This window comes from Actinomadura chibensis NBRC 106107, assembly GCF_001552135.1.
GTDB lineage: Bacteria > Actinomycetota > Actinomycetes > Streptosporangiales > Streptosporangiaceae > Spirillospora > Spirillospora chibensis.
Genome location: NZ_BCQP01000011.1, coordinates 26,343 through 47,791, shown reverse-complemented (window position 1 = coordinate 47,791; position 21,449 = coordinate 26,343). Strand labels below are relative to the sequence as shown.

General features: G+C 75.3%; 21 protein-coding genes. 15 read left to right on the top strand and 6 right to left on the bottom strand.

Annotated elements, in window-relative coordinates:
- Window positions 1–68: 68 nt before the first annotated feature.
- From ACH01S_RS41910 to ACH01S_RS07185, 4 genes are all read left to right on the top strand, one after another.
- A complete protein-coding gene (locus ACH01S_RS41910; protein ID WP_083980417.1) occupies window positions 69–290 on the top strand; it encodes a hypothetical protein in 222 nt (73 codons plus the stop codon).
- A 25-nt stretch (window positions 291–315) separates the two neighbouring features.
- Complete coding sequence (gene tatA, locus ACH01S_RS07195) at window positions 316–681, top strand: Sec-independent protein translocase subunit TatA (RefSeq protein WP_067886715.1); 366 nt, start codon at window positions 316–318, stop codon at window positions 679–681.
- 62 nt (window positions 682–743) lie between these two features.
- Entirely contained in the window at window positions 744–1,604 is an 861-nt protein-coding gene (gene tatC / locus ACH01S_RS07190) for a twin-arginine translocase subunit TatC (protein ID WP_083980416.1), read from the top strand.
- Window positions 1,605–1,688: 84 nt separating this feature from the next.
- Entirely contained in the window at window positions 1,689–4,481 is a 2,793-nt protein-coding gene (locus tag ACH01S_RS07185; protein WP_067886711.1) for a DEAD/DEAH box helicase, read from the top strand.
- Here ACH01S_RS07185 and ACH01S_RS07180 read toward each other — a convergent pair.
- Window positions 4,463–5,374 (bottom strand): oxygenase MpaB family protein, encoded by a 912-nt coding sequence (locus tag ACH01S_RS07180; protein WP_169809219.1) that lies wholly within the window; start codon window positions 5,372–5,374, stop codon window positions 4,463–4,465. The genes ACH01S_RS07185 and ACH01S_RS07180 overlap by 19 nt on opposite strands.
- A 249-nt stretch (window positions 5,375–5,623) precedes the next feature.
- Between ACH01S_RS07180 and ACH01S_RS07175 the strand changes: the two genes are divergently transcribed.
- The 3 genes from ACH01S_RS07175 to ACH01S_RS07165 all read left to right on the top strand — a co-directional run bounded on the left by ACH01S_RS07175 (window position 5,624) and on the right by ACH01S_RS07165 (window position 8,021).
- Window positions 5,624–5,983: a hypothetical protein gene (locus ACH01S_RS07175; protein WP_067886709.1), complete on the top strand. Its 360-nt coding sequence runs from the start codon at window positions 5,624–5,626 to the stop codon at window positions 5,981–5,983.
- A 191-nt stretch (window positions 5,984–6,174) separates the two neighbouring features.
- The gene (locus ACH01S_RS07170; protein WP_067886706.1) at window positions 6,175–7,182 is read left to right on the top strand and encodes an ABC transporter ATP-binding protein; all 1,008 of its coding nucleotides are present in this window, start codon (window positions 6,175–6,177) and stop codon (window positions 7,180–7,182) included.
- Window positions 7,179–8,021, top strand: a complete 843-nt coding sequence (locus tag ACH01S_RS07165; RefSeq protein ID WP_067886704.1) for an ABC transporter permease — start codon at window positions 7,179–7,181, stop codon at window positions 8,019–8,021. The genes ACH01S_RS07170 and ACH01S_RS07165 overlap by 4 nt, the downstream gene beginning before the upstream one ends.
- A 70-nt stretch (window positions 8,022–8,091) precedes the next feature.
- Here ACH01S_RS07165 and ACH01S_RS07160 read toward each other — a convergent pair whose 3' ends face one another.
- Window positions 8,092–8,838, bottom strand: a complete 747-nt coding sequence (locus tag ACH01S_RS07160) for a class I SAM-dependent methyltransferase (RefSeq protein WP_246237150.1) — start codon at window positions 8,836–8,838, stop codon at window positions 8,092–8,094.
- Window positions 8,839–8,975: 137 nt separating this feature from the next.
- Between ACH01S_RS07160 and ACH01S_RS07155 the strand changes: the two genes are divergently transcribed.
- The 3 genes from ACH01S_RS07155 to ACH01S_RS07145 are packed head-to-tail and all read left to right on the top strand — an operon-like array spanning window position 8,976 to window position 12,698.
- Window positions 8,976–9,599: a TetR/AcrR family transcriptional regulator gene (locus tag ACH01S_RS07155; RefSeq protein ID WP_067886702.1), complete on the top strand. Its 624-nt coding sequence runs from the start codon at window positions 8,976–8,978 to the stop codon at window positions 9,597–9,599.
- Complete coding sequence (locus ACH01S_RS07150; protein WP_246237149.1) at window positions 9,577–10,332, top strand: ABC transporter ATP-binding protein; 756 nt, start codon at window positions 9,577–9,579, stop codon at window positions 10,330–10,332. The genes ACH01S_RS07155 and ACH01S_RS07150 overlap by 23 nt, the downstream gene beginning before the upstream one ends.
- Window positions 10,329–12,698 carry an ABC transporter permease gene (locus tag ACH01S_RS07145; RefSeq protein ID WP_083980415.1) on the top strand — a complete coding sequence of 790 codons (2,370 nt, stop codon included), beginning with the start codon at window positions 10,329–10,331 and terminating at the stop codon, window positions 12,696–12,698. The genes ACH01S_RS07150 and ACH01S_RS07145 overlap by 4 nt, the downstream gene beginning before the upstream one ends.
- Window positions 12,699–12,707: 9 nt before the next feature.
- On the opposite strand, the gene ACH01S_RS07140 is transcribed toward ACH01S_RS07145, so the two are convergent.
- Entirely contained in the window at window positions 12,708–14,342 is a 1,635-nt protein-coding gene (locus ACH01S_RS07140; RefSeq protein ID WP_067886700.1) for an MFS transporter, read from the bottom strand.
- Window positions 14,343–14,508: 166 nt separating this feature from the next.
- Here ACH01S_RS07140 and ACH01S_RS07135 point away from each other — a divergent pair, with 166 nt between their 5' ends.
- Window positions 14,509–15,015, top strand: coding sequence for a MarR family winged helix-turn-helix transcriptional regulator (locus ACH01S_RS07135; RefSeq protein WP_067886698.1), 507 nt, complete (start codon window positions 14,509–14,511; stop codon window positions 15,013–15,015).
- A gap of 105 nt (window positions 15,016–15,120) precedes the next feature.
- Window positions 15,121–15,852, top strand: coding sequence for a DUF4142 domain-containing protein (locus ACH01S_RS07130; RefSeq protein ID WP_083980413.1), 732 nt, complete (start codon window positions 15,121–15,123; stop codon window positions 15,850–15,852).
- 14 nt (window positions 15,853–15,866) lie between these two features.
- Here ACH01S_RS07130 and ACH01S_RS07125 read toward each other — a convergent pair whose 3' ends face one another.
- Window positions 15,867–16,724 carry an NAD-dependent protein deacetylase gene (locus ACH01S_RS07125; RefSeq protein WP_246237148.1) on the bottom strand — a complete coding sequence of 286 codons (858 nt, stop codon included), beginning with the start codon at window positions 16,722–16,724 and terminating at the stop codon, window positions 15,867–15,869.
- Window positions 16,725–16,874: 150 nt separating this feature from the next.
- Here ACH01S_RS07125 and ACH01S_RS07120 point away from each other — a divergent pair, with 150 nt between their 5' ends.
- Both ACH01S_RS07120 and ACH01S_RS07115 read left to right on the top strand, forming a co-directional pair.
- The gene (locus ACH01S_RS07120; protein ID WP_067886694.1) at window positions 16,875–17,168 is read left to right on the top strand and encodes a DUF2470 domain-containing protein; all 294 of its coding nucleotides are present in this window, start codon (window positions 16,875–16,877) and stop codon (window positions 17,166–17,168) included.
- A 122-nt stretch (window positions 17,169–17,290) separates the two neighbouring features.
- Window positions 17,291–17,950 (top strand): biliverdin-producing heme oxygenase, encoded by a 660-nt coding sequence (locus ACH01S_RS07115; RefSeq protein ID WP_067886692.1) that lies wholly within the window; start codon window positions 17,291–17,293, stop codon window positions 17,948–17,950.
- Between the two features lie 19 nt (window positions 17,951–17,969).
- Here the strand turns inward: ACH01S_RS07115 and ACH01S_RS07110 are convergent, their stop codons facing one another.
- Both ACH01S_RS07110 and ACH01S_RS07105 read right to left on the bottom strand, forming a co-directional pair.
- Window positions 17,970–18,758: a Crp/Fnr family transcriptional regulator gene (locus ACH01S_RS07110; protein WP_067886690.1), complete on the bottom strand. Its 789-nt coding sequence runs from the start codon at window positions 18,756–18,758 to the stop codon at window positions 17,970–17,972.
- A 258-nt stretch (window positions 18,759–19,016) separates the two neighbouring features.
- Window positions 19,017–19,937, bottom strand: a complete 921-nt coding sequence (locus tag ACH01S_RS07105) for a 5'-3' exonuclease (RefSeq protein WP_083980412.1) — start codon at window positions 19,935–19,937, stop codon at window positions 19,017–19,019.
- Window positions 19,938–20,047: 110 nt separating this feature from the next.
- Between ACH01S_RS07105 and ACH01S_RS07100 the strand changes: the two genes are divergently transcribed.
- A complete protein-coding gene (locus ACH01S_RS07100) occupies window positions 20,048–21,157 on the top strand; it encodes a M24 family metallopeptidase (RefSeq protein ID WP_246237147.1) in 1,110 nt (369 codons plus the stop codon).
- Window positions 21,158–21,449: the final 292 nt, after the last annotated feature.

The following is a 21,449-nucleotide window of genomic DNA, read 5'->3' as shown; positions in this document are numbered from 1 at the left end:
CGCGCTGCGCGCAGGTTCCGGCACGGCCCGCACAGACGGGGGTTGATCGGATCGGCTACCGTGGCGGGATGGCGTGGGTCGCGGTGTCGGTGTGTCTGGGTTTCGCCGGCCTCGCCGTGCTCGCCTTCTGCGCGTTCAAGGTGTGGCTCGGCGTGCGGCGTTTCGGTCGTGAACTGGAGCGCACGCGGCGGCGGCTCGGGCCGAAACACTCGGCGCTGCGCAGTGAACTGTCCCGGCTCGAAGAAACGCGTGCGTCACAACGGCCCCGGGACGGCGTACGATCGTCCTGATGGACCCCTGCTGAAGAGGATTGTCATGGCTGGACTTGGCACGACCGAGATTCTGATCATCCTTGCGGTCGTCTTGCTCCTGTTCGGGTCGGCGAAGCTTCCGCAGCTCGCGCGGTCCCTGGGCAAGTCGGCGCGGATCCTGAAGGCCGAGACCCAGGGCCTGCACGACGGCGAGAGCACCACCGCGAAGGCGCAGGCCGAGACGCCGCGTCAGGACGCCGGTCAGGGTGCCGAGGACGCGCGTGAGAAGGCCGCCCGCCTGCGCGAGGAGGCCGCCAGGCTGGAGCGCGAGGCCGCCGACGGCGCGCAGCGCCCGCGCGGCGCGATCGGCGCGGGCGAGCCGATCCAGGGCGTGCCGGTGTCGGACCCGTCCAAGGTCCACAAGGGCTGACCGCCGCCGCGACCCGGTCCCGACCGGCCACCATCCCCCGCCCCCTAGCCTGAATGCCCACGATGAAGCTGAGCAGCCGCGCCGCCGCCTCCGACGGACGCATGCCCCTCATGGAACACCTCCGTGAGCTGCGGAACCGGTTGATCAAGGCGATCCTCGGACTGGTGCTCGGCGCGCTCGTCGGGTGGATCTTCTTCCCCCCGATCTGGGACTTCCTGAAGCAGCCGTACACGCGGATCCCGCCCGAGCACTGCCTGGCCGGCAAGTGCGACCTGGTGGTGCACGGGATCTTCGACGGGTTCTTCATCCACCTGAAGGTCGCCCTGATCGTCGGGGCGCTCCTGTCGTCGCCGATCTGGCTGTACCAGATCTGGGCGTTCGTCGCGCCCGGCCTGTACCGGCGCGAGCGCCGCTGGACGTACTCGTTCATGGCGGCGGCCGTGCCGCTGTTCCTGCTCGGCGGCGCGCTGGCGTACGTGACGATGGACAAGGGCCTGAAGATCTTCATCGGGCTCGCGCCGGGCGACACGACCGTCCTGGTCGGCGTCCAGGACTACCTCGGCTATGCGCAGGCGATGCTGTTCATCTTCGGGCTGACGTTCGAGCTGCCGCTGTTCGTCGTCATGCTGAACATGATCGGCGTCCTCACCCACCAGCGGATCCGCAAGTCCCGCCGGCTCCTGATCTTCGGCGTGTTCGTGTTCGCGGCGGTCGCCACCCCCAGCCAGGACCCGTTCACCATGCTGGCGCTCGCGCTCCCCACGATCGTGCTGTTCGAGATCGCCGAGCTGATCGCGTTCTTCCACGACCGGCGCCGGACCCGCCGGCCCGACCCGTACGAGGGGCTGTCGGACGACGAGGCGTCCCCGCTCGACCTCGAAGCGATGGACGCCGAGCTGGAGAAGGGCGACCGCGCCCGCTGACCCGCCGCCCCGCCCCGCCGGGCCCCGGGCGGCGATCGTCCCCGGATTGGGAATCGGGCCGGTCGAAACCGTAGGCTCGAAGACATGACCACCCCCGACACCGACACCGGCGCAGGCGCCGACACCGGACCGGCCGGGCAGACGCCGGCCCAGCGGTACGCGGCCTACCGCGCGCGCACCGCCGGGAACGGCCCCGCCCTGCTGGACTTCCGCACCCTGTACGACTTCGAGCTGGACGCGTTCCAGATCGAGGCGTGCCGGGCGCTGGAGGCGGGCAGCGGCGTCCTCGTCGCCGCGCCGACCGGGTCCGGCAAGACGGTGGTGGGGGAGTTCGCCGTCCACCTCGCCCTCACCGGCGGCGGCAAGTGCTTCTACACCACGCCGATCAAGGCGCTGTCGAACCAGAAGTACGCCGACCTCGTCCGCCGCTACGGCGCGGAGAAGGTCGGGCTCCTCACCGGCGACAACAGCGTCAACGGCGAGGCCCCGATCGTCGTCATGACGACCGAGGTGCTCCGCAACATGCTGTACGCGGGGTCGCAGACCCTCACCGGGCTCGCGTTCGTCGTGATGGACGAGGTCCACTACCTCGCCGACCGGTTCCGCGGCGCCGTCTGGGAAGAGGTGATCATCCACGTCCCCGACTCGGTGCGGATCGTCGCGCTGTCCGCGACGGTCAGCAACGCCGAGGAGTTCGGGGAGTGGCTGCAGGAGGTGCGCGGCGAGACCGCGGTGATCGTGGACGAGCACCGTCCCGTCCCGCTGTTCCAGCACATGCTGGTCGGCACCCGCCTGTACGACCTGTTCGTCGACACCGGCAAGGGCAAGGACCGGCAGGCCCGGCTCAACCCGCAGCTCACCCGGATGGCGGTGGACGAGGTCCGGCGCGCCAAGGTCAACCAGGGCCGGCGCACCGGGCGGCGCCGCGCGCCGCGCCCGCAGCGGTTCCGGCCGCCCGCCCGGCCCGACGTGATCGAGCGCCTCGACCGCGCCGGGCTGCTCCCGGCGATCACGTTCATCTTCTCCCGGGCCGGGTGCGACGCGGCCGTCCTGCAGTGCCTGCACGCCGGGATCCGGCTGACGTCCAAGGAGGAGGCGGAGGAGATCCGCGCGCACGCCGAGCTGCGCACCGCCGACATCTCCCCGGACGACCTGCGCGTCCTCGGCTACGCCGACTTCCTCGCCGCGCTGGAGCGCGGCGTCGCCGCCCACCACGCCGGGATGCTGCCGACGTTCAAGGAGATCGTCGAGGAGCTGTTCACCCGCGGGATGATCAAGGCGGTGTTCGCGACGGAGACGCTCGCGCTCGGCATCAACATGCCGGCCCGCACCGTCGTGATCGAGAAGCTCGACAAGTGGAACGGCGAGGCCCACGTCGATCTCACCCCCGGCGAGTACACGCAGCTCACCGGGCGCGCCGGGCGGCGCGGCATCGACGTGGAGGGGCACGCCGTCGTGGTGTGGGGGCCGAACGTGGAGCCCGCGTCGGTCGCGGGGCTCGCCGGGGCCCGCACCTACCCGCTGAACTCCAGCTTCCGGCCGTCCTACAACATGGCGGTGAACCTGGTCGGCGCGGTCGGCGCCGAACGGGCCCGGACGCTGCTGGAGGAGTCGTTCGCGCAGTTCCAGGCCGACCGCGCCGTCGTCGGCCTGGCCCGGCAGGTGCACAAGAACGAGGAGGCGCTCGACGGGTACGCCAAGGCCGCCGAGTGCCATCTCGGCGACTTCATGGAGTACGCGGCGATGCGGCGGCGGCTGTCGGACCGGGAGGCCGAGCTGTCCCGGGAGCGGGCGGGCGCGCGCCGCGCCGAGGCCGCGCGGTCGCTGGAGCACCTGCGGCCGGGGGACGTCGTGGTCGTGCCGTCCGGGCGGCGGTCCGGGCTCGCCGTCGTCCTCGACCCGGGGCTCGGCCGCCGCTCCGACGGGCCAGCGCCGCTCGTCCTCACCGTGAACCGGTCGGTGCAGCGCCTGTCGATCCAGGACTTCCCGCGCGCCGTGGAGCCGGTCGAGCGGATCCGGATCCCGAAGTCGTTCAGCCCTCGCAACCCGCAGGACCGCCGCGACCTCGCCGCGACGCTGCGCAACAAGGTCCCCGACGACGTCCGGGCGCGCAAGCGGACCCGCGGCGACTCCGCCGCCCCCGACGACGCCGAGATCGCCGAGCTGCGCGCCGAGCTGCGCCGCCACCCCGTGCACGGCTGCGACAAGCGCGAGGAGCACGCCCGCTGGGCCGAGCGGTACCACCGCCTGGACCGCGAGACCGAGCAGCTGCGCCGCCGCGTCGAGGGCCGCTCGCAGGTGATCGCCCGCACCTTCGACCGGGTGTGCGGCGTCCTCGAGCAGCTCGGCTACCTCGCGGACGGGTCCGTCACCGAGGAGGGCCGCCGCCTCGGCCGCATCTACAACGAGCTGGACCTGCTCACCGCGGAGAGCCTGCGCGAGGGGCTGTGGGACAAGCTCGGCCACGCCGAGCTGGCCGCGTGCGTGTCGGCGCTGGTCTACGAGTCGCGGCAGCCCGACGACGCGACCCCGCCGCGCACCCCGGCGGGGCCCGCGCAGGACGCCCTCGCCGCGATGGTGCGGCTGTGGGGCGAGCTGGAGGCCGTCGAGCGCGACAACCGGGTGTCGTTCCTGCGCGAGCCCGACCTCGGGTTCGCGTGGACGGCCTACCGGTGGGCGCGCGGCGACGACCTCGACGAGGTCCTGCTGGAGAGCGACCTCACCGCGGGCGACTTCGTCCGCGCCGTGAAGCAGCTCCTGGACCTGCTCGGCCAGGTCGCCGACGCCGCGCCGCGCAACGGCCATATCCGCAAGACCGCGCGCCGCGCCATGGACGCGATGCGCCGCGGCGTCGTCGCCTACTCCTCCGTCGCCTGACCCGCCCGCGCCCGGCCGCCTCGGGCGCGGCGGGTGCGGCGGGACGACAGGGTCCGGTCGACCCGGTGCGCCGCCAGCCTGACCAGGACGGACTCCGGCGGGCGGCGCAGCGGCCGCGGCGTCGCGCGGTGCATGGCGCCCGCCGTCCGCAGCACCGCGGCCGCGGTGCGCCGCCGCCGCTCGTCCCACGGCAGCCCGTACTGGGCGCGCAGCTCGTCGGGCAGCAGCGCGGTCGTGACCAGCCGGAACACCGCGAGGGCCGGGAACAGGACGCGGAGCCCGCGCGGCCACAGCACGGCCGCCGCGACCTCGCGGGCGGTGTCGGTGACCTCCAGCGCGGCGAGCGCCTTGGCCATGTAGGCGCGGAACGCGGCGAGGTCGGGCGGCTGCGCGTCGAGGGGGCAGCCGAGGACCTCGGCGACGACCCGGGCCTGCCGGTAGTACTCCTCGGCGAGGGCCCGGTCGTCGCCGCACGGCGGCATCACCTGCTCGTACATGTGCAGGGCGGTGTCGATGAGGGTCGCGTTCACCCACATCTGCAGGTCCGGGTCGGCGCCGGAGTAGCCGTCGCCGCGGACGGCGGCGTGGACGCCGCGGACCTTCGCGGCGATCCGCGCGACCTGCTCCGGCGTCCCGAACGTCACGACGAGCAGAAAATCGAGCGTGCCGAACAGGCGGGCCAGCGGGCGGTCGGCGAAGTCGCTGTGCTCGGCGACGCCGCGCGCGACGGCCGGGTGCGCGAGCTGCATCAGCAGGGCCCGCCCCGCGCCGAGGCCGACGAGCGGCTCGGCCGCCAGCGCGCGGAGCGCCTCCCGGTCGGCGAGCCGGTCGGCGAGCCGGTCGGCGAGCCGCGCTGCGGTCGTGGACGTGGCGGGCATGGACGTGGCGGGCATGGCGCCTCCCGGCCGGTCGGGGTCCTGCCCGGACATCCTCCGCCTTTATTGGCAGATGGTCAATAAGCGTCGGTGAGCGGAAATGCACCGATGGTGGCGAAAAACACCGTGAACAGCGCGCTGAGGTGCCACAATCGGGAGGCCCTAAACCGATCAGGGCCGTGGGAAGCACGGTGCACGAGCGGCGCCCCCCGGGCCGGGTGAGGAGACCCCCGGCCGCCCACGTCTCACACGAGAAAGGTCCCGACCGTGGCCATCCGCGACAAGATGCGCGCCAACGCGGCCCACGTCCTGCAGCCGGGCGAGAACATCCAGGCGGTGTTCGGCGCCCAGACGACCAGCCAGTACTTCGCGCTGCTGTCCATCTGGATCATCATCTTCTCCAACGCCTACCGCGTCGTCGTCGTGACCGACCGGCGCATCCTCGTGTGCCGGTCCGGGCGGATGCGGATGACCCCGGTCAACGAGGTGCTGCGGGAACTGCCGCGCGGCACCCGCATCGGCCCGCCGAGCGGCCTGTGGTGGCGGTGCGAGACGCTCGGCGAGAAGCTCTACGTCCACAAGCGGTTCCACAAGGACGTGAACGCCGCCGACGGCGTCACCGCCTGACGACCGTCCGGAGAGGGGCCCCGCCGCGCACGCGACCGGGGCCCCTCTCCGCGCGTTCCGCCCCCTTTCGGACGTGCCCGGCACCCTACGGAGGTCGGAGGCGTCTCCGCATTGCGGAGGATCCGGGCGCCCCCGCGCGGGCACTAGTGTGATCACGATCACGGCTGACGACGAAACCGCAGGATGTGTGCATGATCGAGGCGGAGAACCTCACCAAGCGCTACGGCGACAAGACCGCCGTCGACGACCTGACCTTCACGGTCCAGCCCGGCCGGGTGACCGGGTTCCTCGGCCCGAACGGCGCCGGGAAGTCGACCACGATGCGGCTGCTGCTCGGCCTCGACCGGCCGAACCGCGGCGACGCCCGGATCGCCGGCGTCCACTACACCGACCTGCCCGCGCCGCTGCGCGTCGTCGGGGCCCTGCTGGAGGCCCGCGCCGTGCACACCGGCCGCAGCGCCTACAACCACCTGCTGAGCCTCGCCCAGACGCAGGGCATCGGCAGGAAGCGCGTCGACGAGGTCATCGAGCTGGTCGGGCTCACCGGCGTCGCGCGCCGGCGCGCGGGCGGCTTCTCGCTCGGCATGGGGCAGCGGCTCGGCATCGCCGCCGCGCTGCTCGGCGACCCGGCCGTGCTGATCCTGGACGAGCCCGTCAACGGCCTCGACCCGGAAGGCATCGTCTGGATCCGCACCCTGATGCAGCACCTCGCCCGCGAGGGTCGGACGGTGTTCGTCTCCAGCCACCTCATGAACGAGATGGCCGTCACCGCCGAGCACCTCATCGTCATCGGCCGCGGGCGGCTGATCGCCGACTGCTCCACCGAGGAGTTCATCGAGCGCAGCACCGAGAAGATGGTCGCCGTCCGCAGCCCCGAGGCCGACCGGCTCGCCGCCGTCCTCACCGCCGAGGGCGCGAAGGTCGCCCCGTCCCCGGACGGGCTGCTCACTGTCACCCACATGGAGGCGCCGCGGGTCGGGGAGCTCGCCGCCGCCGAGGGGGTCGTGCTGCACGAGCTGACCCCGAAGCGCGGCTCGCTGGAGGCCGCGTTCATGGAACTGACCCGCGAGAGCGTCGAGTACGGCGCGGGCGACGCGCCCGCCGCCCCGCCGGGGGCGCCGCCCGGGGCCGCGCCGCCGGTGGCGGTGCCGCCCGCCGGGCCCGCCGCGGGTCCCGCCGGAGAGGGGGAGAACCGATGACCGCCGCCACCGAGCCCGCCGCGCGTCCGGCGGGCGCGCCCGCCGCCCACGAGCGGCCCGGCTTCACCCGGCTGATGCTCGCCGAGTGGACGAAGATCCGCACCGTCCGGTCGACGCTGTGGTCGCTGATCCTGCTCATCGTCCTCAGCATCGGGTTCACCGCCCTGTTCGTCGGGCTGACCGCCGGGACCTGGAAGGACATGGACCCCGGCGACCGCGCCCAGGTCGCCGCCGACCCGGTCAGCTTCATCCTCGGCAGCGGGTTCTTCCTCAGCCAGCTCACGATCTGCGTGCTCGGCGTCCTCGTGATCGCCTCCGAGTACTCCACCGGCATGATCCGCGCGAGCCTGCTCGCCGTGCCGCGGCGGCTGCCGATGCTGTGGGCCAAGGCCCTCGTGTTCGCGATCATCGTGCTGGTCCTCGGCATCGCGGTGTCGTTCGCGTCCTACTTCATCGGCGTGGCGATCATGGGCGACAAGGTGCATGTGTCGCTCGGCGACGAGGGCGTGCTGCGCGCCGTCGTCGGCGGCGGCCTGTACCTCGCGATGCTCGGCCTGTTCGCGCTGGCCGTCGGCGCGATCGTCCGGCACCCGGCGGGCGGCATCACCGGCGTGATCGGGTTCGTGCTCGTCCTCGCGCCGCTCGCCGCGCTGCTGCCCGGCAGCATCGGCGACCACGTGCACGCCTACCTGCCGTCCGAGGCGGGCGTCCTGATCGCCAAGGCCCACCAGGGGGACGACGACCTGCTCACCCCCTGGCAGGGGTACGGCGTGTTCGCCCTCTGGACGGCCGCGCTCCTCGGGGTCGCCGCGTTCCTGCTCAAGCGCCGCGACGCCTGACGCCCGCCGCGCGCGACGCGCCCGCCCCCGCGCTCCGGCGCGCGGGCGGGCGTTTTCGTGTCCGGGCAGGTCAGGCGGGGCGGGCGGCGACCCACGCGCGGTCGCCGTCGAGGAACCGGTCCAGGCGCAGCCCGGACGCGGCGAGCACGGCAGGCAGCTCGTCGTCGCCGAGCCGCCGGGACGTGAACGAGTGCGTCCAGCGCCGCCCGCCCGTCGAGTACCCGATCGTCACCGCGGCGGCGTCCGGCCCGGCGGGCTCGGCCCGCACGACCTCGAAGTCGACGCCGTCGTGCGACCACGCGCGCGGCGCGTCCGGGCCGAGCCAGGGCCGCGTCTCCCGCTGCAGCAGGACGAGGCCGCCGGGCGCGGCGTGCCGGCGGCAGGCGTCCAGCAGCGCCGCCCGGTCGCCGTAGTTGACCAGGAACGACATCAGCAGCACGCAGCCGAACCGCTCGCCGAGGTCCAGGTCCTGGATGGCGGAGCGGACGGTCCGCACTCCCTCGGTCCGCGCGTCCTCGATCCGGGCGAGCATCTCCGCCGAGTCGTCCACCGCCGTCACCGGGTGGCCGAGGGCGAGCAGCGCGCGGGTGACCCGGCCCGCGCCCGCGCCGAGCTCCAGCACCGGCGTGCCCGCCGGGACGGCCGCGTGCACCAGCGCGGCGCTCGCCTCGTCCGGCGCCATGGCCGCGTAGAACTCGACGGCCGAGCCGTCCGGCGCGATCGCGCCGGGCCCGCTCCCGGCGGTGCCCTCCCGGTTCCGTCCCGTGCCCGCCACCGGCCCCGCCTCCCCGTCCCGCGCGTCCATGATCAAGCGCATCGTCGGACGGGACGTCCTCGCCCGTCAAGGCCCCCGCCCCGCCGCCCCCGGCCGAACGTTGCATCGTGCAATGATCCCGCGCTACAGTTTTAAGCAAGTGCTTAAGGCATTCGACCAAGAGTGGGGGAGGGGGCGGGATGGCGGGCGAGGAGGTGCCCACCCGGGTCCGGCTGCTGGAGGCGGCCGTCGCGGTGATGTCCGAGGGCGGGTGGTCCGCCGTCACGTCCCGGGCCGTCGCCGAGCGGGCGCGCGCCAACAACGCGCTCGTGCACTACTACTTCGGCTCCGTCGACGCCCTGCGCCGCGCCGCCGTGACCCACGCGGTCGAGATGGAGCTGGAGGGCCCGGTCACGGCGATCCTGCAGGCCGAGGACGCGCTCGACGGCGTCTCCGCCGCGATCCGCGGCCTCGTCGACCGGGGGACCGGCACCGCCGGGCAGCGGGTCATGGCGGAGGCGCTCCTGCACGGCCTCCGCGACCCCGGACTGCGCGCGGACTCCGCCCGGCAGATCCGCACGTTCCGCGAGCTGCTCGCCGCCCGCCTCACCGAGAACCGGGACGCCGGGCGGCTGCGCGCGGACGCCGACCCCGAGGGCCTCGCCGTCCTGCTCGCCGCGCTCATGGACGGCCTGCTCCTGCACGTCCTGCTCGACGAGGGCACCGACGCCGCCGGAGCCGCGGACGGGCTGCTCGGCCTGCTCCGCACCGCCACCGCCCCGCAGGACCGAGGAGACGACGATGATGATCCGCCACGGCCGTGACCGCGCCCCCGGCGCCGTCGACACCGGGGACGCGGCGGTGCTGCTGCGCGGCGCCGCCAAGACCTACGGCTCCGGGCCCGCGGCGGTGCACGCGCTGCGCGACGCCGACCTGGAGGTGCGGCGCGGCGAGTTCGCCGTGCTGCTCGGCCCGTCCGGGTCGGGCAAGACGACGCTGCTCAACCTGATCGGCGGGATCGAGCCCGCCACCGCCGGGAGCGTGGTGTCCTGCGGCCGCGACCTCGCCGGCCTGGGCGAGGACGCCCGCACCGCCTACCGCCGCGACGCCGTCGGGTTCGTGTTCCAGTTCTTCAACCTCGTCCCGACGCTGACCGCGCTGGAGAACGTCCGGCTGGTCGCCGAGCTGACCGGGCGCGGCGACCGGGAGCGGTCCGCGGCCGCGCTCGCCGCCGTCGGGCTCGCCGGGCGCGGCGGGCACTTCCCGGCACAGCTGTCCGGTGGGGAGCAGCAGCGCGTCGCGATCGCCCGCGCCATCGCCAAGGACCCCGAGCTCCTGCTGTGCGACGAGCCGACCGGCGCGCTCGACCTGGAGACCGGGCGCGGCGTGCTGCGCGTCCTGCAGGACCTCAACGCGCGCGGCCGGACCGTCCTCGTCGTCACGCACAACGCCGCGATCGCGGCCGTCGCGCACCGCGTGGTGCGGATGCGGTCCGGACGCGTCGTCGAGGTCGCCGAGAACACCGCGCCCGCCTCCGCCGACGAGGTGACCTGGTGAGCGTCCTCACCGTGAAGCTGCGTCGCGACCTGCGGCGGCGTCCCGCGCAGCTCGTCGCGGCGGTCGCGCTGGTCATGCTCGGCGTCGCGCTGTTCGGCGCGTCCCACGACGCCTACGAGAACCTCGACCAGGGCTACCGGGCCGCGTTCGCGCGGTACCGGTTCGCGGACCTGACGCTGCGCGGCGGCGACGCCGCCGCGATCGCCGCCGACGCGCGGACGCGGCCCGGCGTCGCCGCCGCCACCGCCCGCACCGTCGCCGACATCCCGCTGCGCATGCCGGACGGCGACACCCTCGTCGGCCGCGTCGTCGGCCTCCCCGCCGGGGCGCAGCCCGCCGTGAACCGGGTGAAGGTCCTGCGCGGCGGCTACCTCGACGCCGCCGCCCCGGCGGGCGTCCTCGCCGAGAGGCACATCGCCGACCACGCCCGCCTGCGGCCCGGCTCGGCCGTCTCGGTCTGGGACGGCCGCGCCTGGCGCCCCGTCACCGTGCGCGGCACCGCGTCGTCGCCGGAGTACCTGTGGCCCGCGGCCAGCCGCCAGGACGCGCTGCCCGCGCCCGGCTCGTTCGGCGTCCTGTTCGTCCCGGAGCCGCTCGCCCGGCGGCTCGCCGGAACGCAGGGGCCCAACGAGGTGAACGTCTACTACACCGCCGCCGGACGCGGCCGCGCCGCGCGCCTGGACGCGGCCCTCACCGCCGCCGCCCGCGCGCACGGCGCCGCGAGCGCCGAGACCCGCGCCGACCAGCCGAGCAACGCCGCCCTCTCCGAGGACATCAAGGGCTTCTCCGAGCTGGCCGTGGTGTTCCCGCTGCTGTTCCTCGCCGCCGCCGGGGTCGCCGTCTACGTCGTGCTGACCCGCCGCGTCGCCCGCGACCGCGTCGTCATCGGGACGCTGCGCGCCAGCGGTTTCCGCCGCCGCGCCGTCGTCGCGCACTACCTCGCCACCGGCCTCGCGACCGGCCTCGCCGGGTCGGCGCTCGGCGCCGCCGCCGGTCTCCCGCTCGCCGGGACCGTCACCCGCCTGTACGGCGACGCGATCGGGTTGCCCGACACGACCGTGTCCGCCCGCGCGACGACCGTCCTCGCCGGGCTCGCGTTCGGCCTGGTCGCGGGCGGCCTGGCCGCGCTCGCGCCGGCCGTCGCCGCCGCCCGCGTCCCGCCCGCCGAGGCGATGCGCGGGAGCGTCCCGGCCGCGCGCGGCGGCGGGCTCCGCGCCCGGCTCGGCCGCGCCGCGCCCGCCGCCGGACGGCTCCCCGCCGGGACGTGGCTCGTCCTGCGCGGCCCCACCCGCCGGCTCGGCCGCACCCTCTACACCATGACCGGCGTGGTCCTCGCGCTCGTGCTGATCCTCGTGTCCTGGGGGATGCTCGACTCGTCGCGCGCCACCGTGTCCCGGCAGTTCGACGTGGTGCAGCGGCAGGACGCCGAGCTGACCCTCGCCCGGCCCGGCGACGCCGCGGCGCTGCGCGCGGTGTCGGACGCGCCCGGGGTGCGCGCCGCCGAGCCGTCCGCGCGGCTGCCCGTCACGATCACCGCCGGGGGCGCGTCCTACTCCACCGCGGTCGTCGGGCTGCCCGCCCGCACCCGCATGCACCGGTTCCTCACGCCCGGCGGCGGCGAACGCGCGCTGCCCGCCCGCGGCGCGCTGCTCGGCGCGGCGCTGCGCGACCGGCTCGGCCTGCGCCCCGGAGACCCCGTCACCCTGCGCCTGCCCGGCGGGCGGTCCGCCGCCACCACCGTCGCCGGGTTCGTGGACGAGCCCCTCGGCACCTACGCCTACGCCACCCTCGGCCAGGTCGCCGCCTGGGACCCCGGCGCGCGTCCCGGCGACGTCCTCGTCCGGTTCGACCCCGGCGCGGACCGCGCCGCCGTCGGACGGTCCCTGTCGTCCCTGCCCGGCGTCGTCGCCTACACCGACGCGCAGGCGCTGAAGAAGACCATGGACGACTACATGGACCTCTTCTACGTGTTCGTCGCGGTCATGCTCGGGTTCGGCGGGCTGCTGGCCTTCACCGTCCTGTTCGCGACGCTCTCGGTCAACCTCGCCGAACGCGGCACCGAACTCGCCACGCTGCGCGCGTCCGGCGTCGGCCGGCGGCGGCTCGCCCGGCTCGTCACCGCCGAGAACCTCCTCGTCGTGGCCGCCGGGACCGTCCCCGGCCTCGTCCTCGGACGGCTCGCCGCGGGCGCGTTCCTCGGCGCGTTCGACAGCGACCTGATGGCGTTCCACACCGAGGTCCGGCCCGCGACGTTCGCCTGGTCCGCGCTCGCCGTGCTCGCCGTCGCGTGGCCGGCGCAGCGCCCCGGCCTGCGCGCGCTCGCCCGCGCCGACCTCGGCGCCCTCGTCCGCGAGCGGTCCGGCTGACCCGCCGGGTCAGGCGTCGGCGGGGGAGACCTCCGGGCCCGGCGCGGCGCCGCCCGCCCGGCGGGGCCGCGTCTCCACCCCCCACAGCCCGACGACCAGCACCGCCGCCAGCAGCGGCACCGCGCCGAGCAGCGCCGTCTGCCCGATCGACGGCACCGACGCGCCCGCGACCAGCACCGCCGTCACCACCACGCCGCCGAGCTTGCCGACTCCCGCCGACAGGCCGGAGCCGCGCGACCTGATCGGCGTCGGGTAGATCTCCGAGCTGTAGGCGGCGAGCACCGCCGCGATCGTCGCCGTCCCGACGATCGGCCCCGCGAGCACCACGTACAGCCAGCCCTCGCGGTGCGCGAGCGACTCGCCCGCCACCGCGAACGCCACCAGCGCGGCGGCCGTCAGCCCGGTCAGCACGATGATCGTCCGCTTGGCGCTCCACAGCCCGTACATGGCGGCGGCGGCGAACACCAGCGGCAGGCCGAGCAGCGCGGAGTCGCGCAGCGCCCGGTCCGCCGTCCGCTGGTCCAGGCCGAGGCTCTGCAGGTTGGACGGGATCCACAGCTGGAACCCGTACGTCACCAGCCCGATCCCGAGCCCGAGGACCAGCACCGCCGCGCTCAGCCCGGCGAACGGCGGCCGGAACAGCGGCCCGAAGCCCGCCCCGTCCGCCCCGTCCGCCCCGTCCGGCCGCTCCTCGGCGGGCGCGGTCTCCGGGCCGCGCGCGACCGCGCCGTACCGGGCCATGATCTCCCGCGCCTCCGCCTCGCGGCCGTGCGCCAGCAGGAAGCCGGGCGACTCCGGGATCCACCGGTTCAGCGCGATCAGCAGGACGCCGGTCGGCAGCCCGACCAGCCACAGGATCCGCCACGAGAAGTGCGGGACGAGCGCCTCCGACAGCGAGCTCGTGAGGACGTAGGCGAGCGCCAGGTCCCCGCCGATCAGCACCATCACCCAGCCCCGGTGCCGTCCCGGGATCGTCTCGGCGAGCAGCGAGAACGTGATCGGCAGCATCCCGCCCGCCGCGAGGCCCATCATGAAGCACATCGCGAGGTTCCAGCCGAACGACGGCATCGCGCCGCAGATCGCCGTCGTCACGAACATCACCCCGGCCAGCAGGATGGACGCGCGCCGCCCGACGCGGTCGCCGAGCCAGCCCCACAGCAGCGACCCGAGCACCGTCCCGGTCAGGCCGGACAGCGGCAGCAGCGCCACCGGCAGGCCGCCGTGCGGGTTGAGCGCCGACTTCAGGCCGTACTCGCGGCCCATCCCCGGCGCCACGAACGACAGCGTGATCGGCTTCATCGCGTCGATCGTCACGGCCGTCGTCATGACGGCGACCAGCCCGACGTGCGCGCGGCGGAACGGCGCGTCCCGCGCCGCCCGGACCCGGGCCCCGTCCGCCGGCCGCGCCGCCGCGAGCCCGCGCGGGACGAGCCCGTACGCCGTCGCCGCGAGCCCCAGCACGATCAGCGCCATCCCGGTGATCATCGGCGCGTCCATCGCCATGCCGCGCATCCGGTAGTGCATGTCGCCGGACCGGACGTACATCGGCAGGTGCAGCGCCACCCCGGCGACGCAGGCGGCGAACCCGGTCCAGAAGGCGGCGGGACGGGCGAAGGCGATGCCGCCGGCGTGCCGTGTTCGCATGGGCTTCCTCCCGGGGAGCGACGTCGGACCATCGGCTACGACTCCACCCGCGCGCCCGCCGCCCCCGCAACCGCCGTGTTGCTGACATCGGCCCACTGGTACCGGCTCACTGACACCGGCTCGCCGACGTTGGCGTGGGCGGCTCCGCGCGCGGTAGAAAGTCGTCATGAGCGAGCACGCCGGGTCCTGCGCCGACGCCGCCGGTCCGGGCGACGACGTCGACGAGGTCACCTCGGCGGTGCTGACCGCGTCCCGGCTGCTGGTGGCGATCTCCGTGCGGTCCCTCGCCGCCGTCGAGGACGCCGTCACGCCGCCGCAGTTCCGGCTGCTCGTCGTGCTGTCCGCGCAGGGCCCGGCCAAGCTCGTCACGCTCGCGGGGCTGCTCGGGGTCAACCCGTCCACCGCGCTGCGGATGGTGGACCGGCTCGCCGCCGCCGGGCTCGTCGACCGGCGGGCCAGCCCCGACAGCGGCCGCGAGGTCCGGATCCAGCTCACCGCCGCCGGGCGCGGCCTCGTCGACGACGTCACCGCCCGCCGCCGGGCCGGGATCGCCGAGATCGTCGCGCGGATGCCCGCCGGGGAGCGGCGCGCCCTCGTCGCCGCGCTGCGCGCCTTCACCGACGCGGGCGGCGAGCCGCCGGTGCCGACGCTCGTCCCGCTCGGCTGGAGCTGACCGCCCGGAACGTCGTCCGAAACCCCCCCCGCCGGGGCGAACCGCGCGGCCCGCGGCTGCGTACCGCCTGGCAGCGCCCACCCCTCACGGAAAGGACGGCGGAGGATGCGAACACCCCGACCGGCCTCCGCACCGGCACCCGCGAGGAGGGCGGCCGCGCTGGCCGCCGCCCTCCTCCTCGGCGTCCCGCTCGGCGGCTGCGCGCCGATGGGCCGCCAGGCCGCGGACGGAGCCGCGCAGCCCTCGCGCGTCGCGGCGGAGAACGCCGCCCAGGCCACCGTGCCCACCCAGTGGGGCCCGCTCGGCCCCGCCGACCGCCTGCTCGTCGTCAAGGTCCGCCAGGCCGGGCTGTGGGAGATCCCCGTCGGGCGGGAGGCGGCCACGCGCGCGTCCCGGCCCGCGACCCGGCGGAACCTCGCCGAGATCGCCCGCCAGCACGAGCGGCTCGACGACCTGGACCGCCGGATCGCCGCGCAGCTCGGCGTCCCGCTGCCGGATCAGCCGACCGCGGAGCAGCAGAGCTGGATGTCGGAGATCACCGGCAAGTCCGGCACCGACTACGACAAGACGGCCGTCGCGCGGCTGCGGATGGCGCACGGGCAGATCTACCCGCAGATCGCCGCCGTCCGCGCCAGCACCCGCAACACCCTGGTCCGCGACTTCGCGGAGCGGTGCGAGACGTTCGTCAGGACCCACATGCGCCTGCTGGAGGGGACGGGCTTCGTCACCGGCGACACCCTGCCCGACCCGCCGTCGGTGACCGGCGCGCCCGCGCCCGGCGGGCCGGACCACGGCCACTCGCCCGCGCCCGCCGCGACGTCCCTCGTGCAGGGCTGACGCGCCCGGCCGGGCTACGCGGGCAGTTCGGCGAGGAGCGCCTGGAGGGTCGCGCCGAGCGGCGCGTCCAGCGTGACGAGGGCGTGCTCGTCGCCCCTGGTCGCGCCGTGGTTGACGATCGCGACCGGCACCCCGTGCCGGTCGGCGTGCCGGACGAACCGGTACCCCGACAGCACCGTCAGCGACGACCCGAGCACCAGCAGCGCGCCCGCGCCCTCGGTCAGCGCGTAGCAGTCCCGGACGCGCGGCGGCGGCACGTTCTCCCCGAAGAAGATCACGTCGGGTTTGAGGACGCCGCCGCAGCGCTCGCAGTCCACGACGCGGAACGCCGCGACGTCCGCGTCGGCGAGGACGGCGTCGCCGTCCGGGTTGACCGCGGCGGCGCGGGCGTCGAAGCCCGGGTTCGCGGCGCGCAGCCGCGCGTCCAGCCGGGCGCGCGGCGTCCGCTCGCCGCACCCGAGGCAGACGACCCGGTCGAGCGCGCCGTGCAGCTCGATCACGCCGTCCGCGCCGGCGGCCTGGTGCAGGCCGTCCACGTTCTGGGTGATGATCCCGGTGACCAGGCCGCGCCGCCGCAGCTCGGCGACCGCGCGGTGCCCGGCGTTCGGCCGGGCCGCCGCGATGTGCCGCCAGCCGAGGTGGCTGCGCGCCCAGTACCGGCGCCGCGCCGCCGCCGACCCGGTGAACGCCTGGTAGGTCATCGGGTCGGCGCGCCGGCGCCGTCCCGTCTCGCCGCGGTAGTCGGGGATGCCCGACTCGGTCGACAGCCCCGCGCCGCTCAGCACCACCACGCCGCCGTCCGCGACGAGGGCGGCGAGCGCCCGCAGCCGGGCGCCCGCGTCCGCGGACCGGTCTTCAGCCACCTGCGTCACCCCTCCATGGTGCACGACGTGCCGCGATGCCCGTGCGGGGCGCCGGGTAGTGTCGGCGTCCACGCCGGACGGACGCCTCGCGCGCGACGTCCCGCGGAGCTTCGCGAACCTCACGCCGGGACCGGCGCCCCGATCGAAAGGAACGTTCCCATGACCGACGCGGGCCCCTTCACCGAGGACGTCGTGCGCCAGATCGCGCGCCACATGAACGACGACCACGCCGCCGACTGCCTCACGATCTGCCGCGCGCTCGGCGGCCGTCCCGGCGCGACCGCCGCCCGCGTGACCGGCCTGGACGCCGACGGCATCGACTTCGCCGTGATGGACGGCGGCGCCGAGCGCGACGTCCGGATCCCCTTCAGCGAGCGGCTCACCGAGCGGCCGCAGGTGCGGCGGGAGGTCGTGCGGATGACCGAGGAGGCCCGCGCGGCGCTCAGCGCCTGACCCGGCTCTTCCCGACGTGGCGTCGGAAAAGTAACCGACGTCACGTCGGGAACCTCCCGGCCCGTCTTCCCGGGTGATTTAGGTAAGGCTAGCCTAAGTCCCCTGGATAAAGGAGGGCCGTAATGGACAGCACCCCGACGGACGAGCCGTTCTCCGCCCGGCTGCGGGCCGCCACCCGGAGCGACCACGGCGCCAACGAGACCTCGGCCTACATGAGCGCGCTCGTCGAGGGACGCCTCGGCCGCGACGAGTACGCCGTCCTCGTGGCGCAGCTCCACCCCGTCTACGCGCTCCTCGAAGAGGCCGCCGACCGGATGGCGGCCGACCCGGTCGCCGGGCCGTTCGACCTTCCCGGCCTGCGCCGCCGCGAGGCGCTTGAGGCCGACCTCGCCTACTTCTACGGCCCGCGCTGGCGGGCAAGGGCCGAGCCGGGGGAGGCCGCGTCCCGGTACTGCGACCGGCTCCGCGAGGTGTGCTTCGACTGGGCGGGCGGCTTCGTCGCGCACGGCTACACCCGCTACCTGGGCGACCTGTCGGGCGGCCAGTACATCGGCCTCCAGGTCCGCAAGGCGCTGGGCCTCGCCGCCGAGGACGACGGCGTCCGCTTCTACCGCTTCCCGGGCAGGCCCAAGGCGTACAAGGACCGCTACCGCGCCCTCCTGGACGCCGCCCCCTGGGACGGCGGCGAGCGGCTCCGCGTCGTCGGCGAGGTGAGGACCGCCTACGCGCTCAACGCCGCCCTCGCCGAGGAGCTCGGCGAGGTCCTGCGGCCCGCCGCCTGACCCCGGCCCTGATCGTGATCTACATTGTAAAGGCGCTGGGCCGCGGCCGCTCCGGCGTCCGCGCGAACTCGCGCAGCCGCGCCACGTCCACCACGGTGATCCGCCGCCGGCCGGTGCGCACGAGGCCCTCCGCGCGGAGCGCGCCGAGCGCCCGCGCGACGGTCTCGCGGGAGGCGTCCATCCAGCTGCCGAGCTCCTCCTGGGAGAGCGGCGGGCCGATCGCGACGCCGCCGCCGGGGCCGGGCGCGCCGTGCCGGGCGGACACCTCGGCGAGCTCGGTCAGCAGGATCGCGAGGCGCCGCGCGCCGTGCGCGGACACGTGCGCCCGCAGCCGCCGGTCCGCGTCGTCCAGGCGGTGCACGAACGTCTCGCTGACCAGCAGCCACACGCGGGGGTGCGCGTCGAGGAACCCGGTGAACCGGGCGGCGGGCACGACCAGCGCGGGGACCGGGGTGAGCGCCGCGACCGTCGCCGACCGCTCCCGGCGGCCGAGCACCGCGCTCTCGCAGACGAGGTCGCCGGGCCCGCGCACGGCGAGCACGACCTCGCGGCCCTCCTCGCTGGTGGACGTCACCTTCGCCCAGCCCGACTCCATGACGATGATGTGGTCGGAGTCGTCGCCCTGGTAGCACAGCGGCGTCCGGGGCGGGAACCGGCGGGGCCGCGCCACCGCGCGCAGCGCCGCCCGCTCGGCCGGGCGGAGCGCGTCCCAGAAGCCGGCGCCGGGATCGGGGTCGGGATCGGAGTCGGGGTCCGGGGCGGGCGCGGCGCGCGGCGCGCTCCTCCTGACCTGCGGTTGGTGGCTCACGGGTGCGAGTCTCCGCTTCCGGGGGTCGGGTGAACCGGTACCCGCGGCAGATGGGGGGAGTGGGGCGTTGAGGCCCAGTGCCCCGGGTACCGGTCGCTCACGCGGGCGCCGCCCGGACGTCCGTCCCCGTCCGTCCCGCGGCGGTGCGCCGCCTTCCACCCCTATGAGAGCGCCGCACTGATCCCGATGCTGCACGCGGGGGAACCGGCGGTCTGCGTCATCCGACACTTTTGCCGAAAATTGCAGCGGTATGGCCCCTCAGCGGGTGAGGGCGTTCAGCAGCCGGTTGACCGGGCCGCCGAGGTTCCAGCGGTCGGCCAGCGCGACGAGCGCCTCCGGGTCGCGGGCGCCCGCGGGGAGCCGGTCGTCCAGCGCCGCGAGCTCCGGCGCGTCGATGTCGGTGACGACCCGCACCACCGTCTCGGCGGCGGCGAGGTACTCGCGGGCCGCCTCCATCCGGCGCCGCGCGCCCGCCGGGAACCCCTCGTCGGTCCCGGCGTCGAGCGCGGCGAGGATCCCCTCGACCGACCCGAACCGGGTGACCAGCGCCGCCGCGGTCTTGTCGCCGACGCCGGGGACGCCGGGCAGCCCGTCGCTCGGGTCGCCGCGCAGCGTCGCGTAGTCGCCGTAGCCGCGGCCCGGGATGCCGTACTTGGCCGCGACCTCCTTCTCGCCCATGACCTGCAGGTTCCGGATGCCCCGCGCCGTGTACAGGACGCTCACCGGGCCGGTGTCGTCGACGAGCTGGAACAGGTCGCGGTCGCCGGTCACGATGTCGACCGGGCCGTCCGCCGCGCCCCGCACCGCGAGGGTGCCGATGACGTCGTCGGCCTCGTAGCCGGGGACGCCCGCGCGGGCGAGGCCGAACGCGTCCAGGACCTCGTCGATGATCGGGAGCTGCGCCTCCAGCGCGTCGGGCGTCTGGTCGCCGCCGTCGTCGGCCACCCGGTGCGCCTTGTAGGACGGCAGCGCCGCCACCCGGAAGGCGGGCCGCCAGTCGGCGTCCATGCAGCAGACGAGCCGGTCGGGCGAGCGGTCCTGGACCAGCCGCGCGATCATGTCGATGAGGCCGCGCACCGCGTTCACCGGCGTCCCGTCGTCGGCGGTGACGGACTCGGGCACGCCGAAGAAGGCGCGGAAGTACAACGACGGCGTGTCCAGCAGCATCAGCCCGCTCATGGGGCACATCGTGCCACGCGGGCGGCGTCGTCGGCGCGCCGCCGCTCTGCGATCCTGGTACCCGTGCGGACGAGCGGTCCGCCGCGGACGACCGGAGAATGGAGACGGGTGTGACAACGGAGTTGTATCCGCGCGAGCGCGTCGGCCTGGTGCGGGAGGCCGCCGCGGAGGCGGACCTCGGGGCGGTGCTGCTGACGCCCGGCCCGGATCTGCGCTACGTGACCGGCTACGACGCCAAGGAGCTGGAGCGGCTCACCTGCCTCGTCGTGCCCGCCGAGGGGGAGGCGTTCCTGGTCGTCCCGCGCCTGGAGCTGCCCGCCGCCCAGGTGTCGCCGGCCGGGTCGCTCGGCGTCGAGCTGGTGCCCTGGGACGAGACCGACGACCCGTACGCGCTCGTGGCGCGGCGGCTCCCGGCGGGCCTGCCGAAGGTCGGCGTGGCCGACCGGATGTGGGCGGTGATGGCGCTGCGGTTCCGCGCCGCGATGCCCGCCGCCGAGCAGGTCGCCGCCGGGGGAGTGCTGCGCGGGCTGCGGATCCGCAAGAGCGCCGCCGAGGTCGCGGCGCTGCGCGAGGCGGGCGAGGCGATCGACCGGGTGCACCGCCGCGTGCCCGAGTTGCTCGCCGCCGGGCGCACGGAGCGGGAGGTCGCCCGCGACATCGCGGACGCGATCGTCGCCGAGGGCCACTCCCGCGTCGACTTCGTGATCGTCGGGGCGGGCCCGAACGGCGCGAACCCGCACGCCGAGCCGTCCGACCGGGTGATCCGCGCGGGCGAGCCGGTCGTGGTCGACATCGGCGGGACGATGCCGAGCGGCTACTGCTCCGACTCCACCCGCAACTACTGCGTCGGCGAGCCGCCCGCCGAGTACCTGGCGTACTACGCGGTGCTGGAGGAGGCGCAGCGCGCGTCGTGCGCGGCCGTCCGGCCGGGGACGACGCCCGAGGCCGTCGACGCCGCCGGGCGCGAGGTGATCGCCGCCGCCGGGTACGGCGAGCACTTCTTCCACCGCACCGGCCACGGCATCGGCCTGGAGTCGCACGAGGACCCCTACATCGTCTCGGGCAACCGGGAGCCCCTCGAACCCGGCATGGCGTTCTCGATCGAGCCGGGCATCTACCCCGGCCCGCACGGCGCCCGCATCGAGGACATCGTCGTCTGCACCGAGGACGGCTTCGACCCGCTGAACGTCACCGAGCGCGGCCTGGTGATCGTCGGCTGAATTCGCAGGCCGCGCCGGGAATGGCGCGTGGACGAGGGCGCGGACGGATTTCCGTCCGCGCCCTCGCCTATTTTCGGACGCCTGAAAATCGCGCGGAATGCGGGTGAAAAACGGCCCGGTAACGATCTCTGCACCAAAACCGTCAGTGTTCTCCCCGCGTATTGCAACGCGGCCGATCCGCCCTGTAGCTAGTCATAGTTACGCGGGAGTAAGTCACGCTTCCTCCGCATCGCGGGGCCCGTCCCCGGCGGGGCGGAGGCGCGCGCCCGCGACGAGGGCCTGACGTGGACGC